Raw genomic sequence first — 15,483 nt, 5'->3', positions numbered from 1 at the left:
GCTTCTGGTCGTATAGGCGGCTTTGGTTTCCGTGAGGCGCGGTCGCGATTCCACCCTGCTACGCCAGGTGAGTGTGTGGGGGTGCCTGGCGTTAACCCACTTTTGAACGATCCCAGGCAGGGTGGTGGCCGCCTGCTGAGCACCGTATCGCATCAAGGCGTTCGGCTGCGCTTCGCGCGGCGTCCAATGGTGGCTGACCCACCGACCGCGTTCTACTCCAGCGATGGTTCTTGAGCCCGTGACCGGCGTCGTCGCTGCGAGCGCAGCGACGCACTTCCCTGCGCCAGCGCCTCGCCCCAGCTGATGCGCCGCGCGCAGCGCAGCCGTAGGCGTTGACGCGATGCCCGTGTTAGTGGGCGGCCTACGCCCTCCATGGGGATCGGTCAAAAGTGGCCCTTCGCAAGGCACCGCCACTGACTCACCTGGCGTAGCAGGCTCGAACGGCTGACCGCATAGAACGGAAATCACCGCCGCCCGACCTACCAACGCCGCCTCCTTGATAGCCAGCTGCTCAGGCGACGCGCTTTTGGTGACTTTTGTCGCTCGGACAAAGTGACCCGCCCAGCAGGGCGGAACCAAGCGGTTCAACAGCGACAACATGTCACCAGCAGCGACCAGCCATCGAACAATCACCGACTGACCCAGCAACCATGCCATATCCCCAACCTGTTCAACCTCACAAACCTATGGCACTGTGGACCCATCCGGACACCCCGCACCGCGGTGACGCCTGAAGCACCCACCCCCACCCATTCGGATGCCCCACCGCGACGTAAGCTATATTTACGCCGTTTCCGTCACCCGGACGGACCCAGGGAGAGCCATCAATGAGTTCCGGCCAGTTAATCGAGAAAATCGCAGCGGTTTTCGCCCTGATCGTGCTGATCGGCGGCTCGCTGCTGGTGCTCGCGCCGTTCACCACGGCGCTGCTGTGGGGCGCCATCCTGGCCTTCAGTTCGTGGTACCCATACACGGTGCTGTCGCGCTGGCTCGGCAACCGGCGCGGCCTGGCGGCGCTGATCTGCGTGCTGCTGGCGACCGTGATCGTGCTGGGCCCGTTCGTCTACGCCGGCGCCAGCTTCTCCGCGCACCTGGACGAACTGTCCGCACTGGTCGACCGCTATGTGGAGCAGGGCCTGCCACAGCTGCCCGATTGGCTGAGCAGCCTGCCCTTCGTCGGCGCCTACCTGCACAGCTCCTGGGAGAGCGTGATCCACGCCGACTCCGAGATGGTAGCCAACCTGCGCAAGCTGATCGCGCCGGTGGGCCACGTACTGCTCGGCGCCGGGCTCTCGATCGGCGCAGGCCTGGGGCAACTGGCCCTGTCGATCATCCTGGCGTTCTTCTTCTATACCGGCGGCGAGTTCGCCATCGCCTGGCTGCGCGCGGGCATGCGCCGCGTTGCCGGCGAGCGTGCCGACCACCTGCTGGAGCTGGCCGGCAGCACCGTCAAGGGCGTGGTCTACGGCGTGCTGGGCACCGCCTTTATCCAGGCCGTGCTGGCCGGCATCGGCCTGTGGATCGCGGGCGTGCCGGGCGCGGCCATCCTGGGCTTCATCACCTTCTTCCTGTCGGTGATCCCCGTCGGGCCGCCGCTGGTGTGGCTGCCGGCGGCGCTGTGGCTGTACCATACCGGCTCCACCGGCTGGGCCATCTTCCTGGTGGTGTGGGGCGTGGCGGTGGTCAGCATGGCGGACAACATCGTCAAGCCGCTGCTGATCAGCAAGGGCACCGGCTTGCCGCTGATCTGGATCATGCTGGGCGTGCTCGGCGGCGCGCTGGCGTTCGGCTTCCTGGGCGTGTTTATCGGGCCGACGCTGCTGGCAGTGGCCTATGCGCTGCTGCGCGACTGGACCATCGGCTCGGAGGGCGAGCTGAAGCAAGACCTGATCGCCGGCGATGCGATCGCCGCGACCCCGGCCGCGACCCCGGCCGCGGCCCCTGCCGCCCCTGCCGCCGCCTCGGCCGTGCCGGCCAGCCCTTCCGCACCGGCCGTGGTCGACAACCCCGACGTCCCGCCGGCCGCCACCGGCAAGCATCCCGGCTGATGGCAGTACACGACGCGCCCCCGGCGGCCGGCAGCTCGCCCGATCCCCCCGGTACCCCCGCTACCCCGCCCGGCACCCTGCCCGACACCTCGCCCGCCGCGCTGCACCGGCTGGTGGCGTGCGAATACTGTGACGCGATCTACGAGCGCACGCCGATCTCGCCGGGCGAGCGCGCGCTGTGCCTACGCTGCGGCGGCGAGCTCTACCGCGAGAGCCGCCGACACTACCGCCGCCTGCTGCCCCTGGTCATCACCGCGCTGATCCTGTTCCTGATCTCCAACGCCTTCCCGATCGTGGAGATGGACCTCAAGAGCGTGCGCACCCAGACCACGCTGTTGGGCGCGGTGCAGGCGCTGTACGACGACCACATGGCGCTGGTGGCGGCCCTGGTGTTCGCGACCACCATCCTGTTCCCGCTGGCCGAGCTGCTGATGATGGCCTACCTGCTGGTGCCGATGGCGCAGCACCGCATGCCCGCCGGCTTCGACCGCATCGTGCGCGGCATCCGCCAGACGCGGCCGTGGGGCATGATCGAAGTCTTCATGATCGGCGTGCTGGTCACGCTGGTGAAGCTCTCCACCATGGCGCGCGTGCTGCCCGGCATCGCGCTGTGGTCGTTCGGGGCGCTGGTGATCGTGCTGGCGGCGATGCTGTCGTTCGACCCGCGCGACCTGTGGCGCTACCTGGAGCCGCCGGACGGCGATGCGCAGCCCGCGGCCAGCGATGCCGGCATCCCGGGCGAGGAAGGCCGATGACAGGCACCCCGCAACCGCCCCGGCAGCCGGTCCGGCTGGCCCGCCCACGCCAGCTCGCGCGCGAGGTCGTGGCAGAGCTCACCGACGACGACGAACGCACCCCGCTGCCGCAGGTGCCCACCGCCAGCCGCCTAGGGCTGCTCTCCTGCCACGCCTGCGACCAGGTCAGCCCGCGCACGCTCGAAGGCGAGCCCTGCCCGCGCTGCGGCGCCACGCTGCACCATCGCAAGCCAGAGAGCCTGGCGCGCACCTGGGCCTTCCTGCTGGCGGCCTATATCCTCTATATTCCGGCCAACCTGCTGCCGGTGATGGTCACGCAGTCCATCGTCGGCACGCAGCAGGACACCATCCTGTCCGGCGTGATCTACCTGTGGCTGTCCGGCTCGCACCTGCTGGCCGTGGTGGTGCTGATCGCCAGCATCATCGTGCCGCTGCTGAAGATGGTGATCCTGACCTTCCTGCTGCTTTCGGTACATTTCCGCTCGAGCTGGCGGATCCGGCAGCAGACCCGGCTCTATGGCCTGGTCGAGGTGATCGGCCGCTGGTCCATGCTCGATATTTTCGTGGTGGCGCTGCTGGCCTCGCTGGTGCGGGCCGGGGCGCTGGCCACCATCATCCCCGGCGGCGGCGCGCTCGCCTTTGCCACGGTGGTGGTAATGACAATGCTGGCTTCGCTGAGCTTTGATCCGCGCCTGCTGTGGGATTCGCTGGAAGATGACAATGCCCGACACTGACAACCAACCCTCCACGCCGCCGCCTGGACAGCCTGCACCGCCGGGCCTGCCGCGGCCCGAGCGCCGGCGCCGCGCGCGTTGGATCCCCTCGCTGGTCTGGCTGATCCCGATCGTCGCCGCCGTGGTCGGCGTCTCGCTGCTGGTGCATACGCTGGCGTCGCGCGGGCCCGAGATCACCGTCACCTTCCGCACCGCCGAGGGCCTGACGCCCGGCAAGACCGCGGTGCGCTACAAGGATGTCGATATCGGCCTGGTCAAGTCGGTGCGCCTGGCGCGCGACCGCTCGCATGTGATCGCCATGATCGACCTGACCAAGGACGCCGAGAACTTTGCCGTGGCCGATACCAAATTCTGGGTGGTGCGTCCGCGCTTTGCCGCCAGCGGTGTGTCGGGGCTGGAGACGCTTTTGTCCGGTGCCTATATCGGCGTCGACGCCGGCAAGTCGGGCGAATCCGCGCGCGACTTCAAGGGCCTGGAAGTGCCGCCGGTGGTGACCACCGACGCCTCCGGCAAGCAGTTTGTGCTGCGCGCTTCGGAACTGGGCTCGCTCGATATCGGCTCGCCGGTGTACTACCGCCGCGTGCAGGTGGGCCAGGTGGTGGCCTACCAGCTTGAGCCCAACGGGCGCGACATCACGCTGCGCGTGTTCGTCAACAAGCCCTATGACAAGCTGGTCACCGCCGATTCGCGCTTCTGGCATGCCAGCGGCGTGGACCTGAAGCTCGATGCGGGCGGCCTCAAGCTGTCGACGCAATCGCTCGTGACGGTGCTGCTGGGCGGCGTCGCCTTCCAGGCGCCGGACCACACCGCCGCCACCGAGGCCGCCGCCGAAAATACCCAGTTCCTGCTGGCCGCCGACCAGACCGAGGCGATGAAGGAGCCGGAAGAGCTGGCGCCGACGCTGGCCGTGCTCAATTTCGACCAGTCGGTGCGCGGGCTGTCGCCGGGTGCGCCGGTGGACTTCCGCGGCGTGATCGTGGGCCAAGTGCGCTCGATCGGCATCGAATACCAGCGCGACAAGAAGGCCTTCCGCATGCCGGTGGTGGTGGAGCTGTACCCGTCGCGCATGGGCTTCCGCGAGCGCGACGTGCAGGACCGCGCGCGCGCGAGAGAGATCATCGAGGGGCTGCTCAAGCGCGGCATGCGCGCGCAGCTGCGCACCGGCAACCTGCTCACGGGCCAGCTCTACGTTGCGCTCGACTTCTTCCCGAAGGCGGAGCCGGCCAAGGTCGACCTGGACGCGCCGATCCCGGAATTCGCCACCACGCCGGGCACTTTCGACCAGCTGCAGGCGCAGGTTGGCGACATCGTCAACCGCATTGACAAGGTGCCGTTCGACCAGATCGGCCAGGACCTGCGCAAGACGGTGGCGAGCCTGAACCAGACGCTGGCCACGGCCGACAAGCTGGTGCAGCAGCTCAACGGCGACGTCGCGCCGCAAGTGCTGGCGGCGCTGCAGGACGCGCGCAAGACGTTGACCACGGCCAACGGCACGCTCGCGTCCGACGCGCCGCTGCAGCAGGACACGCGCCGCATGCTGCAGGAACTGACGCGCACCGCGACCTCGCTGCGCACACTGACCGATTACCTCGAACGTCATCCCGAAGCGCTGGTGCGCGGCAAGACGGAGAAAGACCGATGAAGCGACTTACTCTCACCAGCCTCCTCGGGAGCGCGCTGGCCGCGGCCGTGCTGGCTGGCTGCGCCTCGCCCGAGCCGCGCTACTACACGCTGGCGCAGGGGCCCGCCGCCGTGGCGACGTTGCCGGCAACGACGCCGGCGGCCTCCACCAATACGCTGTGGCTCGAAGTCGCGCCGGTGCGCGTGCCCGAGCGCCTCAACCGTCCGCAACTGGTGGTGCGCGATGGCGCGGGCGGCGACGCCAGCCTGCGCCTGCTCGACCTGGCGCGCTGGTCGTCGCCGCTGCCGGACGAGCTGCGCGATGCGCTGTCGCAGCGGCTGCAGGCTACGCTGGGGGCGGTCGATACCTACCAGCAGGGATTGTCGGACGTGCAGCCGCTGTATCGCATCACGACCGAAGTGCTGCGGCTCGATGCGGATGTGGGACAGCGGGCGGGTGCCACCATCAACTGGACTGTGCGGCGATTGCCGGATGGCAAGGTGGTCAGCGGACGGACGCAGGCGGAGCTGCCGGCGCCGGGCGAGGTGGATGGGGTGGTGGCGGCGTATCGCGAGATCGTGGCGAGTACGGCGGCGGATATTGCCGCCGGCGTGCAGTCGCTGCGGTGAGCCGGAAGCGCCCGGGGTGACCAGAGAGAAACGACAGCGCCGTCAGTCATCCCCCCACGCCGCCAGATCCCGCTCCCGCCGCGCGGCAGCTTCAGCGGCGCGACGCCGGTCCGCCGCGGCCATCGCCGCCAGGCACTCCGCCGCCCCGCCCTGCACCAGCTTCACCGAACACGCCAGCATCAGGTTCTTGCCGAGCCCGAAATCCTCCACCACGAACCCGCGCGCATCCAGCGGCCGTCCTTCCTCATCGATCACGACCGTGGCACGCTCGCGCAGCGTGCCCGTATCGGAGCTGTAGCCCCACACAGGTTTCTGCAGCGCCGCCGCGAAACCCACCTCGAACGCCGTGCCGGAATCCGGCTCGCCCGGCCCGCGGAAATCGTCGAGGTTGGCCATCACCATGTCGGCGCGGCGCAGCAGCACGATATTGGCGTCATAGATCCAGCGCGCGGCGTCGGGGCCCGACAGGCCCTGCGGCGCGGACTTGTCGAGCGGGTACAGGCCGGTGAAGCCGTGCGCGGCGCACAGCGCCTTGAGATGCTCGCCCCAGGCGAGCGCATCCTTGCGAAAGACGTCGAAGCCAGCCAGGTAGATGGTTTTCATGGCACGTAGGGTCAGGGAAAGACGACGCCCGCAGCATAACCCGGCGGTGCCGCGCGGCGTGCCCGAACATCGCACAATCTTGCACGCGCGCAAGATCCACTGCGCTTTGCCGCCGCCTGCGCGGCACGGGGCCCTGCGCTACCATTGCCCGTCAGGGCCGACGCCCTGCCCCGATCATCCCAACGACTTCCGCTCTTCCCATGTCCGCTCCCCAGATCCTCCAGGTCGGCCCGCTCGCGCCGCAGACCAACGCCACCCTCCAGCAGCAATACGGCGCCGCCGCGTTGTGGCAGCAGGCCGATCCGCTGGCGTGGGCGCGCAGCGAGGGCCAGCAGGTGCGGGTGGTGGTGACCTCGGCGCGCCATGGCTGCAGCGCCGCGCTGATCGAGGCGCTGCCGCGGCTGGAGGCCATCGTCAGCTTCGGCGTGGGCTATGACTCCATTGCGCTGGACGCGGCCCGCGCGCGCGGCATCCAGGTCAGCAACACGCCCGACGTGCTCAACGACTGCGTGGCCGACCTGGCCTTCGGCCTGCTGCTCGACGCCGCGCGCGGCATTGCATTTGGCGACCGCTTCGTGCGCGCGGGGCGTTGGCCGCAGGGCGGCTTCCCGCTGACCACGCGCGCGTCGGGCAAGAAGCTCGGCATCCTGGGGCTGGGCCGCATCGGCGAGATCGTCGCGCGCCGCGCGCAGGGCTTCGACATGGAGATCGCCTACAACAACCGCCGCCCGCGCGAGGGCGCGCCGTGGCGCTTCGAGCCCGACCTGAAGGCGATGGCCGCGTGGGCCGACTTCCTGGTGGTGACCTGCGTCGGCGGCCCGGCAACCGCCGGTCTGGTGTCGCGCGAGGTTATCGACGCGCTCGGGCCCAAAGGCATCCTGGTCAATGTCTCGCGCGGCAGCGTGATCGACGAGGCGGCGATGGTGGCGGCGCTGGCTGAAGGACGCTTGGGCGGCGCGGGGCTGGACGTGTTCCAGGACGAGCCCAAGGTACCGCCCGCGCTGCTGGCGCTGGACAACGTCGTGCTGGCCCCGCACATGGCCAGCGGCACGCACGAGACGCGCGCCGCCATGACCGCGCTGACGCTGCAGAACCTGGATGCGTTCCTCAAGAACGGCAAGGTGCTGACGCCAGTGCTGTAGCGGCCTGTCGCCCTGCCTATACTGGATGCACCGGCTTCATTTCACCCTGCGGGCCGGTGTGTCTGGAGGCCAAAATGGGACGCAAGTATATCGATTGCCGCGAGTACCCGAGCGACACCCACTGCACGGTTGCGATGAGCGCCGACAGCGAAGACGAACTGCTCGAAGCCGCGGTCCAGCATGCGGTGGCGGTGCACCAGCATCAGGACACCCCTGAGCTGCGCAGCCAGTTGAAATCGTTGTTCAAGGAAGGCACGCCGCCGGCCTGAAACCGGCAAGGCTGGCGCCCGGGGGCGCCGGCCCCCGCCACGGGGTGCATTCGCAGCCCCTGATACAGCACTTAAGTCACGCCGAATACCCATGACAGCTGTCATGGCGCATCATTGACGCAGCGCTATATACAGACTTATATTGCGCCTGACACTCCACCGGCCGCTCCCACGGTACCGCCGGCCAGAGCTTCCCAAGGATTTCCGATGTCCCCTTTCCGTTCCCGCCGCTGCGGGATGCTGCCGCGCCTGCTGGCCGGCATCGCCGCCGCGCTGGCCCTCGCCGCCCCACCCGCTTTCGGCGCCGACCTGGTGGTTTCCGCCGCCGCCAGCCTGACCAACGCCTTCAAGACGCTGGCCGAGTCCTACCAGCGCGCCCATCCCGGCACGCAGGTGGTGCTCAACTTCGGCGCCTCGGACGTGCTGATGCAGCAAATCATCAAGGGCGCGCCGGCCGATGTGTTCGCCTCGGCCGACCAGGAAGCGATGAACAAGGCCGAGGCCGAGAAGGTGATCGCCCCGGCCTCGCGCCGCAACTTTGCCGCCAACCAGGTGGTACTGATCGTGCCATCGGACAGCAAGCTGGCGATCGGGTCGCTGCAGGACCTGACGCGCCCCGAGGTCAAGCGCATCGCCTACGGCAACCCGGCCTCGGTGCCGGTGGGCCGCTACACGCGCGGCGCGCTGGAAGCGGCCGGGCTGTGGGATGCCGTCGCCGCCAAGGGCGTGCCGGCGCAGAACGTGCGCCAGAGCCTGGACTACGTGGCGCGCGGCGAGGTCGAAGCCGGCTTTGTCTTCGCCACCGATGCGGCGGTGATGCCGGACAAGGTCAAGGTCGCGGTACGCGTGCCGAGCCGCACGCCGGTGACCTATCCCATCGCCGTCACCAGCCAGTCGCGCCAGCAGAAGGAAGCCGCGCAGTTCGTCGACTACGTCGCCTCGCCCGAAGGCCAGGCGATCCTGTCGCGCTACGGCTTCCAGAAGCCCTGACGCAGTCTTGCCCGAACCATGGACGCCGTCTGGGTACCTCTGCTGCTGTCGCTGAAGGTGGCCGGCTGGGCCACCGCGCTGAACGCCGTGCTCGGCGTGGGCGCGGCGTGGGCGCTGGCGCGCTGGCGCTCGCCGCTGCGCGACGTGGTGGATGCGGTGCTGACGCTGCCGCTGGTGCTGCCGCCCACGGTGCTGGGCTACTACCTGCTGGTGCTGGTGGGCCGGCGTGGCGTATTTGGCGAGTGGCTGGCACGGCTGGGCATCGAACTGGTCTTCACCTGGCAGGGCGCGGTGCTGGCGTCGACCATCGTCGCCTTCCCGCTGGTGCTCAAGTCCGCGCGCGCCGCGTTTGAAGGCGTGGACCATCAGCTCGAGAACGCCGCGCGCGTACTGGGCGTGCCCGAGGCCGGCATCTTCTTCCGCGTCACGCTGCCGCTGGCCGCGCGCGGCATCATCGCCGGCGTGCTGCTGGCCTTTGCGCGCGCGCTCGGCGAGTTCGGCGCGACGCTGATGGTCGCCGGCAACCTGCCCGGGCGCACGCAGACGCTGTCGGTGGCCATCTATGAAGCCGTGCAGGCCGGTGACGACAACACCGCCAACCTGCTGGTGCTGGTGACCTCGGTCACCTGCGTGCTCTTGCTGGTAATCGCCGGGCGGCTGGTGCCGGCGGCCGCGCGCAATCCCGCCCACCTCTACGAACGCCGGCGCCTGCGCCCTCGCGCTCTTCGCTGAGTTACACCATGAGCATGCATGTCAGCATCCGCAAGCAGATGGTGTCGGCCGACCGGCATTTCGCGCTCGATATCGATTTCGATTCGGAGAGCCGCCGCATCGCGCTGTTCGGCCCCTCGGGCGCGGGCAAGAGCCTGACGCTGCGGGCCATTGCCGGCTTGCTGGCGCCCGACAGCGGCCGCATCGTGCTGAACGAGCGCACGCTGTTCGATGCTGAGGCCGGCATCGACATACGGCCGCAGGACCGCCGCGTGGCCTACCTGTTCCAGGAATATGCGCTGTTCCCGCACCTGACCGTGGGCCAGAACGTTGCCTTCGGCCTGTTGCGCGGCTGGCGCAATCCGCGCCGCGGCGCGATGCATCCGGAAGCACAGCGCTGGATCGATGCCTTCGGCCTGGCCGATATCGTCGGCAACTACCCCGCCGAGATCTCCGGCGGCCAGAAGCAGCGCGTGGCGCTGGCGCGTGCGCTGGTGGCGCAGCCGGATATCGTGCTGCTGGACGAACCCTTCTCCGCACTGGACCCCGCGCTGCGCGCGCGCATGCGCGCCGAGCTGCGCGCGCTGCAGGCCAGCCTAGATGTGCCGATGCTGGTGATCTCGCACGATCCCGCCGACGTGGAGGCCCTGGGCGACCACGTGCTGGAAATCCGCGAGGGTCGCATCTTCGGCAGCGGCACCAGCCGCCACCATCCGCCGGTCTACGCGCCGGTATCGGCGCGCGTGGCCTGAGCGCGCAGCAGGTCGACGTAGGCGCCTTCGATCAGGTTCGACGCCGCGATGCCGAGCCGCGCCAGCAGCGCGTGCGCCTCGGCCACGCCATCCTCCACGCTTTCCTCGTCGGCCAGCACCACTTCCAGCTCCAGGAAATCGCCCAGCGCCTCGACCCGGTCCAGGTGCACACGGGTGCGGCCGGCCAGGTAGAGCGTGCGCAGCTTGCGCACGCGCCCGCCTTCGCCATGCGCGGCGGCCAGCGCGGCGCGCAACGTATCCGGGGAACGCGTCGGCGACAGGATGTAGAAGCTCTCCTTGGGCCCAGCCTCGTCAGCGCGCGCATAGAAGATCAGCTCGCCATGGTCGGGCGCGAACTCGCGCAGCTTGAGCCGCCCGTTGGCGCAGGGGCAAGTGAGCAGCCCCTTGTAAACTGCTTATAGGTGTGCAATTATTATCACCCATGAGCATACTTGCTAAAGTTACGATGAAGGAGGCGTGCGCGATGCTGGGCATCCACCCTGGCACGCTTCGCCGATGGGAGTTCGACGGGAAGATCTCCGCCGATCGGACTCCGGGTGGTCATCGTCGCTATAATTTGACCGCTCTAATGGAGTTGGCCGGCAAGAAGGTCGAGGAAGCAGAGCGCGGGCGTACTACGCTCGCCTATGCGCGCGTTTCCAGCCACGACCAGAAGGCCGATCTGGAGCGTCAGTGCCAGGTGCTGGAGTCGTTCTGCGCTGCGAAGGGATGGCCCTTCGAACTCATCCGGGATCTCGGCTCCGGCATGAGCTATGAGAAGAAGGGCCTCAAGCAACTGCTCAAACGTATCTGTGCCGGAGGCGTTGATCGGCTTGTCATCACACACAAGGACCGGCTCTTGCGATTTGGTGCAGAGTTCGTTTTTGCTCTGTGCGAGCAATTCGGAACGGAAGTCGTCATCATCAATGCCAAAGGCGATTCGACGTATGAGGAGGATCTTGCCTGCGACGTGCTTGAGATCATTACCGTCTTTTCGGCGCGCCTCTATGGCAGCCGTTCCCACAAGAATCGTCACGCCATGAAAGCCCTGAAAGAGGCTGCAGATGCCATTCAAGAGGGCTGATCCCACCACTATCCAGTTCGCGAGGAAGGTCCGTCTGGTGGTGGACGCTGATGCTGCGGGCAAGCTCGACGGGCAATCCAAAATCTGCAACTGGCTATGGAATCGACTCAAGGACGAAGTCGAGACGCGCATGGCGGAGTTGTCCATCGTCGGCGGCTATGGCTATCTTGATGAGGCGCGAACCAAGAAGCTCCTGTCGGAGGTCTATTCCGAGATCGGGCTTCGCAACCTCGTGCCGCCGCTCAAGGAGCGTCATCCGTTCTTGCGCTGCGTGTTTTCTTCACCGCTGAAGAATGTCGCGCTGCGCATGGCCAAGGCCATTGCCTCGCATCGAAAGTCGAAGAATGGACAGCGCTGCGGCCCAGACGTGGGCTGGGTCAAGTACAAGGCATGGGCCAAGCACTGGATGAGCCTGGAATACGACGAGCCAGGCAAAGGCTGGAATGTTTCCCAGTTCGGTTGGCTCAACCTGTCGTTCGGCGCGAACGCGCAAGGACAGCGGCTGTCGCTGCGCCTGAAGATGGAGAAGACACCCAAGGAGATCGCGAGCGCTCGCACTTGCCGGATCGTCCGCGAGGGCCGCGACCGCTATTTCGCTGTGTTCACGTTCAAGGGGCAGAAGAAGGCCAGGCAACGCGGCACGCGCGTGGTCTACATCGATCCGAACCTGAAGAACTTTGGCTACGCTCTGGATACTGAGGGGCGCGCCTTCGAATTGTCCAATCTTGAGAAGTTGAAGGAGTCGGAGCGCATTCTCGATCGGCTAACGAGTCTGCGTGACCGGTGCATAGCAAAGTCGCTGTGGGTAGATACCGTCCACGGCGATGGCACGGTGTCGACGCATTGGCGTCCCAGTCGCCGCTGGAAGCGTTTGGACGACGCTGTGGAGCGAATGCAAACCAAAGTGCGAGAACAGAAAAAGCACTTCATGTATTCGCTGGCGAACCAACTCTGCAGGCACTACGACGTGATTGGGATCGGCAACTACGTGCCGGAGAACACCAACCACGGCAAGGGCCGCAAATACAACCGCGCGGTAAGAAACAGAACGATGCACGGTGCATTCAAGGACATTCTCTCGTGGGTCGCGACGCGCTCCAGAAAGCATGCGCTGGTGCTGGATGAAACCGGCACCACGCGAACGTGCCATGCGTGTGGTCACGTTGTCGAGGGCGGGATAGCGCCCGCAATTCGGGAGTGGGATTGCCCGGGCTGCGGCACCTGCCACCTGCGCGACGAGAATGCCTGTCAAAACGGTCTGCGGCGGCTGCTGACGCAAGTCGGCGACGCTGTGGACTGCTCCCATCTGCCCTGCTCGGGCCCCGTTCAGATTATCGGGCGGTGTGATTGGCGATTCCATCCGCAAGGATGGACGGGAGTCCCGAGAGGGGGCGCCAATGTGAATTCAATGCGCCTGCCGGAGTACCGGCAGCGAATGCGCGCGTTACCGCGCGCTCGGGTTGGTGACCGCGCGTCCAAATCTGCAAAGACGTCGCCATCAGCGATGCGTAGGCTTGCTTAGATTTGGAAGAGCGGAAAAAGGTATCGTCCTGGCGGATGTATTCGGGACCTCGATCGGCCAGTGCCGCGGCGCGAGGCAGCACTGCCTCCACGCTGTCGATGCGGGCCTTGATCTCTACGTTTCTTGGCATACGGATCTCTGTGCAATCAGCCGAGCAGCAGGCGCGCGGCAATCACCCACATGGTGATACCGATCACCACTTCCAGCACCTGCCATGCGCGCGGGCGCGCAAACACCGGGCGCAGCAGCGCCGCGCCATAGCCCAGCGAAAAGAAAAACAGGAACGAGGCGGTCATCGCGCCCGCGGCGAATTCCGTCGCGTGTCCGGCGAACTGCGTCGACACCGAGCCGATCAGCATCACCGTGTCGAGGTACACGTGGGGATTGAGCCAGGTGAAGGCGAGGCATACCGCCAGCGTCGCGCCCAGCGGGCGTGGTGCGGCATCACTCGGGTCCAGCACCGCGCTCGAGCGCCACGCCGCCAGGAAACTGCGCGCGCCATACCAGATCAGGAAGGCCGCGCCGCCATAGCGCATCGCCGTATCCAGCCACGGCAGCTTGCGGATCATCACGGCAAATCCGGACACGCCCAGCAGGATCAGCAGCGCATCCGAGAGTGCGCACACCAGGCAGACCCAGAACATATGCTCACGGCGCAATCCTTGTCGCAGTACGAAGGCATTTTGGGAACCGATGGCAAGGGTAAGGGAAAGGCCGAGGGAGAAGCCGGCCAGGGCGGCGTGCATTGGTTGTGGAACGGCTGTTTTTTTTGGGTGCTTATTATTGCATGCAACCCTTGCGCCGCTTGTTGCAGCATCTTGAGGCTTGTCGTGCTTGCCTAAGGCCTGCCCTCTCCCCCTGCCCCTCTCCCGCATGCGGGAGAGGGGAGCAAACCGCCGGCAGGCGATGACTCTGGGATCGATTCGGCGCGCTACCCCACCACGCCGAGAATCACACTAGAGGCCTTGAACACCGCCACCGCAGGCACACCCACTTGCAGCCCCAGCGTCTTCACACTCCCATTGGTCACGATCGCCGCAATCGTGCCGCCACCATCCAGCTCGATCACCACTTCGGCATTCACTGCCCCCGGCATCACCCGCGACACCACCCCAGGCAACTGATTGCGCGCCGACAACCGCATCCCCGGATCCGGCAATCCCACCAGCACCGAAGACGCCTTGATCAGCGCAAACGCTTCGACACCTTCAGCCAGCTCCAGCGTCTCGACACTTTCATGCGTGATGGTGGCGACCACCTGCTGACCGCCTGGCAAGTCCAGCACGACCTCATCATTGACCGCGCCGCCGCGCACGCTGGCAACGCGCCCGAACAGCTTGTTCCTCGCACTGGTCTTGATCATCATCCTCCTCATCAGATGGATATCCTCGGCCGCGCCTTCGCCCAGACGAGACAGCTGCGAAAGAAAGCGCCGGTGCTCATCCTCGAGCGCACGATAGGTGCGGATCAGTTGCTCGCCGCGCTCGGTCAGCCGCGTGCCGCCGCCGCCCTTGCCGCCGGCGGCGCGCACCACCAGCGGCTCGCCGGCGCTGTTGTTCATCGCGTCAATGGCATCCCACGCGGCCTTGTAGCTGATGCCGACGGCGCGCGCGGCCGCGGTGATCGAGCCGTGTTCGCCGATCGCGGCGAGCAGCGCGATGCGGTCCTTGCCGCCCCAGTCTTGCGAGCCGGAGCGGAACCAGATGGCTCCCTGGAGTTCGAGCATGGTTGCGGGGCGCCCGCAGGCGCCGCGAAGAAGTGGGAAACGCGGCTATGGTAATCCGATTCCGCGCCCGTTCGAGGCCCTACGCCATGATGTGCACGCCGCCATCCACGTACATCGTATTGCCGGAGAGGCGCCGCGCATACGGCGTGGCCAGGTAGGCGGTGGCAAAGCCCACGTCCATGATGTCGACCAGCTCGCCCAGCGGCGCGCGCCCGGCGGCTTCGGCCAGCAGCAGGTCGAAGTCCTTCAGCCCCGACGCCGCGCGCGTCTTCAGCGGCCCTGGAGAGATCGCATGGACGCGGATGCCCTTCGGTCCCAGCTCGTGTGCCAGGTAGCGGCAGCTCGCTTCCAGCGCGGCCTTGACCGGCCCCATCAGGTCGTAGTTGGGCACCACGCGGTTGGCGCCTTCATAGCTCATCGCGAACAGCGTGCCGCCTTCCTTCATCAGCGGCACCGCATGGCGCGCCATGCGGATGAACGAATGGCACGAGACATCCATGGCGCGCGCAAAGCCCTCCGCCGACGAGTTCAGCAGGCCGCCCTGCAGGTCGGCCTTGGGTGCGAACGCGACCGAATGCACCACCGAGTCGAGGCCGCCCCACACGCTGTCGATGCGTGCAAACAGTGCCTCCATCTGCCCGGCGTCTTCCACATTGAGCGGCATCAGGATCGGCGCCTGCACGGCCTCGGCCAGCGGTGCCACATGCGGGTAGGCCTTGTCGTTCAGGTAGGTCATGGCGACCTGCGCGCCGAGTTCGCGAAACGCTTTTGCGCAGCCCCACGCGATTGAATCGGCATTGGCCACGCCGACCACCAGCACGCGAGCATCTTTCAGGGGCGGATTGGATACGTTGACCATGGCGTGGCTCCGGGGATGACGTCTTTCGCGAATGTGTA

Annotated in this window: 16 protein-coding genes and 2 pseudogenes; 12 read left to right on the top strand and 6 right to left on the bottom strand. The window is 67.1% G+C overall.

Going from position 1 to position 15,483, the window contains the following annotated elements:
- Positions 1-827 precede the first annotated feature (827 nt).
- Genes K307_RS29030 through K307_RS29010 form a run of 5 tightly spaced genes read left to right on the top strand, consistent with a single transcriptional unit; the run spans position 828 to position 5,787 of the window.
- Positions 828-2,048, top strand: coding sequence for an AI-2E family transporter (locus K307_RS29030; RefSeq protein WP_042884332.1), 1,221 nt, complete (start codon positions 828-830; stop codon positions 2,046-2,048).
- Positions 2,048-2,803 carry a paraquat-inducible protein A gene (locus tag K307_RS29025; protein WP_042884330.1) on the top strand — a complete coding sequence of 252 codons (756 nt, stop codon included), beginning with the start codon at positions 2,048-2,050 and terminating at the stop codon, positions 2,801-2,803. Before K307_RS29030 ends, K307_RS29025 begins: the two co-directional genes overlap by 1 nt.
- Complete coding sequence (locus tag K307_RS29020) at positions 2,800-3,537, top strand: paraquat-inducible protein A (RefSeq protein ID WP_042884328.1); 738 nt, start codon at positions 2,800-2,802, stop codon at positions 3,535-3,537. The genes K307_RS29025 and K307_RS29020 overlap by 4 nt, the downstream gene beginning before the upstream one ends.
- Complete coding sequence (locus K307_RS29015) at positions 3,524-5,179, top strand: intermembrane transport protein PqiB (protein ID WP_042884325.1); 1,656 nt, start codon at positions 3,524-3,526, stop codon at positions 5,177-5,179. The genes K307_RS29020 and K307_RS29015 overlap by 14 nt, the downstream gene beginning before the upstream one ends.
- Entirely contained in the window at positions 5,176-5,787 is a 612-nt protein-coding gene (locus tag K307_RS29010) for a PqiC family protein (RefSeq protein WP_042884323.1), read from the top strand. The genes K307_RS29015 and K307_RS29010 overlap by 4 nt, the downstream gene beginning before the upstream one ends.
- A 42-nt stretch (positions 5,788-5,829) precedes the next feature.
- Here K307_RS29010 and K307_RS29005 read toward each other — a convergent pair whose 3' ends face one another.
- Entirely contained in the window at positions 5,830-6,390 is a 561-nt protein-coding gene (locus tag K307_RS29005; protein WP_042884321.1) for a nucleoside 2-deoxyribosyltransferase, read from the bottom strand.
- 200 nt (positions 6,391-6,590) lie between these two features.
- Between K307_RS29005 and K307_RS29000 the strand changes: the two genes are divergently transcribed.
- The 5 genes from K307_RS29000 (at position 6,591) to K307_RS28980 (ending at position 10,254) form a co-directional block, all read left to right on the top strand.
- Positions 6,591-7,532 (top strand): 2-hydroxyacid dehydrogenase, encoded by a 942-nt coding sequence (locus tag K307_RS29000; protein WP_042884316.1) that lies wholly within the window; start codon positions 6,591-6,593, stop codon positions 7,530-7,532.
- 74 nt (positions 7,533-7,606) lie between these two features.
- Complete coding sequence (locus tag K307_RS28995) at positions 7,607-7,801, top strand: DUF1059 domain-containing protein (RefSeq protein ID WP_042884313.1); 195 nt, start codon at positions 7,607-7,609, stop codon at positions 7,799-7,801.
- 207 nt (positions 7,802-8,008) lie between these two features.
- Positions 8,009-8,791 (top strand): molybdate ABC transporter substrate-binding protein, encoded by a 783-nt coding sequence (gene modA, locus K307_RS28990; protein ID WP_051975217.1) that lies wholly within the window; start codon positions 8,009-8,011, stop codon positions 8,789-8,791.
- Positions 8,792-8,809: 18 nt separating this feature from the next.
- Positions 8,810-9,523, top strand: a complete 714-nt coding sequence (gene modB / locus K307_RS28985; protein WP_042884309.1) for a molybdate ABC transporter permease subunit — start codon at positions 8,810-8,812, stop codon at positions 9,521-9,523.
- A gap of 8 nt (positions 9,524-9,531) precedes the next feature.
- Complete coding sequence (locus K307_RS28980) at positions 9,532-10,254, top strand: ATP-binding cassette domain-containing protein (protein ID WP_042884307.1); 723 nt, start codon at positions 9,532-9,534, stop codon at positions 10,252-10,254.
- Here the strand turns inward: K307_RS28980 and K307_RS28975 are convergent.
- A pseudogene (locus tag K307_RS28975) lies at positions 10,224-10,640 on the bottom strand (class IV adenylate cyclase); the annotation flags it as partial. The gene K307_RS28980 and the pseudogene K307_RS28975 overlap by 31 nt on opposite strands.
- Positions 10,641-10,696: 56 nt before the next feature.
- Here K307_RS28975 and K307_RS28970 point away from each other — a divergent pair.
- Positions 10,697-11,338, top strand: coding sequence for an IS607 family transposase (locus K307_RS28970; RefSeq protein ID WP_042884305.1), 642 nt, complete (start codon positions 10,697-10,699; stop codon positions 11,336-11,338).
- Positions 11,319-12,860 (top strand): RNA-guided endonuclease InsQ/TnpB family protein, encoded by a 1,542-nt coding sequence (locus K307_RS28965; RefSeq protein WP_051975215.1) that lies wholly within the window; start codon positions 11,319-11,321, stop codon positions 12,858-12,860. The genes K307_RS28970 and K307_RS28965 overlap by 20 nt, the downstream gene beginning before the upstream one ends.
- Before the next feature lie 9 nt (positions 12,861-12,869).
- Here K307_RS28965 and K307_RS49900 read toward each other — a convergent pair.
- From K307_RS49900 to fabI, 4 genes and pseudogenes are all read right to left on the bottom strand, one after another.
- Positions 12,870-12,990, bottom strand: a pseudogene (locus K307_RS49900) (adenylate cyclase); the annotation flags it as partial.
- 16 nt (positions 12,991-13,006) lie between these two features.
- Positions 13,007-13,606: a LysE/ArgO family amino acid transporter gene (locus K307_RS28960; RefSeq protein ID WP_042884303.1), complete on the bottom strand. Its 600-nt coding sequence runs from the start codon at positions 13,604-13,606 to the stop codon at positions 13,007-13,009.
- A gap of 185 nt (positions 13,607-13,791) precedes the next feature.
- Complete coding sequence (locus K307_RS28955) at positions 13,792-14,586, bottom strand: TOBE domain-containing protein (RefSeq protein ID WP_042884301.1); 795 nt, start codon at positions 14,584-14,586, stop codon at positions 13,792-13,794.
- Between the two features lie 79 nt (positions 14,587-14,665).
- Positions 14,666-15,445: an enoyl-ACP reductase FabI gene (gene fabI / locus K307_RS28950; protein WP_042884299.1), complete on the bottom strand. Its 780-nt coding sequence runs from the start codon at positions 15,443-15,445 to the stop codon at positions 14,666-14,668.
- Between the last annotated feature and the right edge of the window lie 38 nt (positions 15,446-15,483).

Origin of the sequence: Cupriavidus necator A5-1 (assembly GCF_000744095.1) — a bacterium.
Taxonomy (GTDB): domain Bacteria; phylum Pseudomonadota; class Gammaproteobacteria; order Burkholderiales; family Burkholderiaceae; genus Cupriavidus; species Cupriavidus necator_A.
This window is presented reverse-complemented; position numbering and strand designations above follow the sequence as displayed.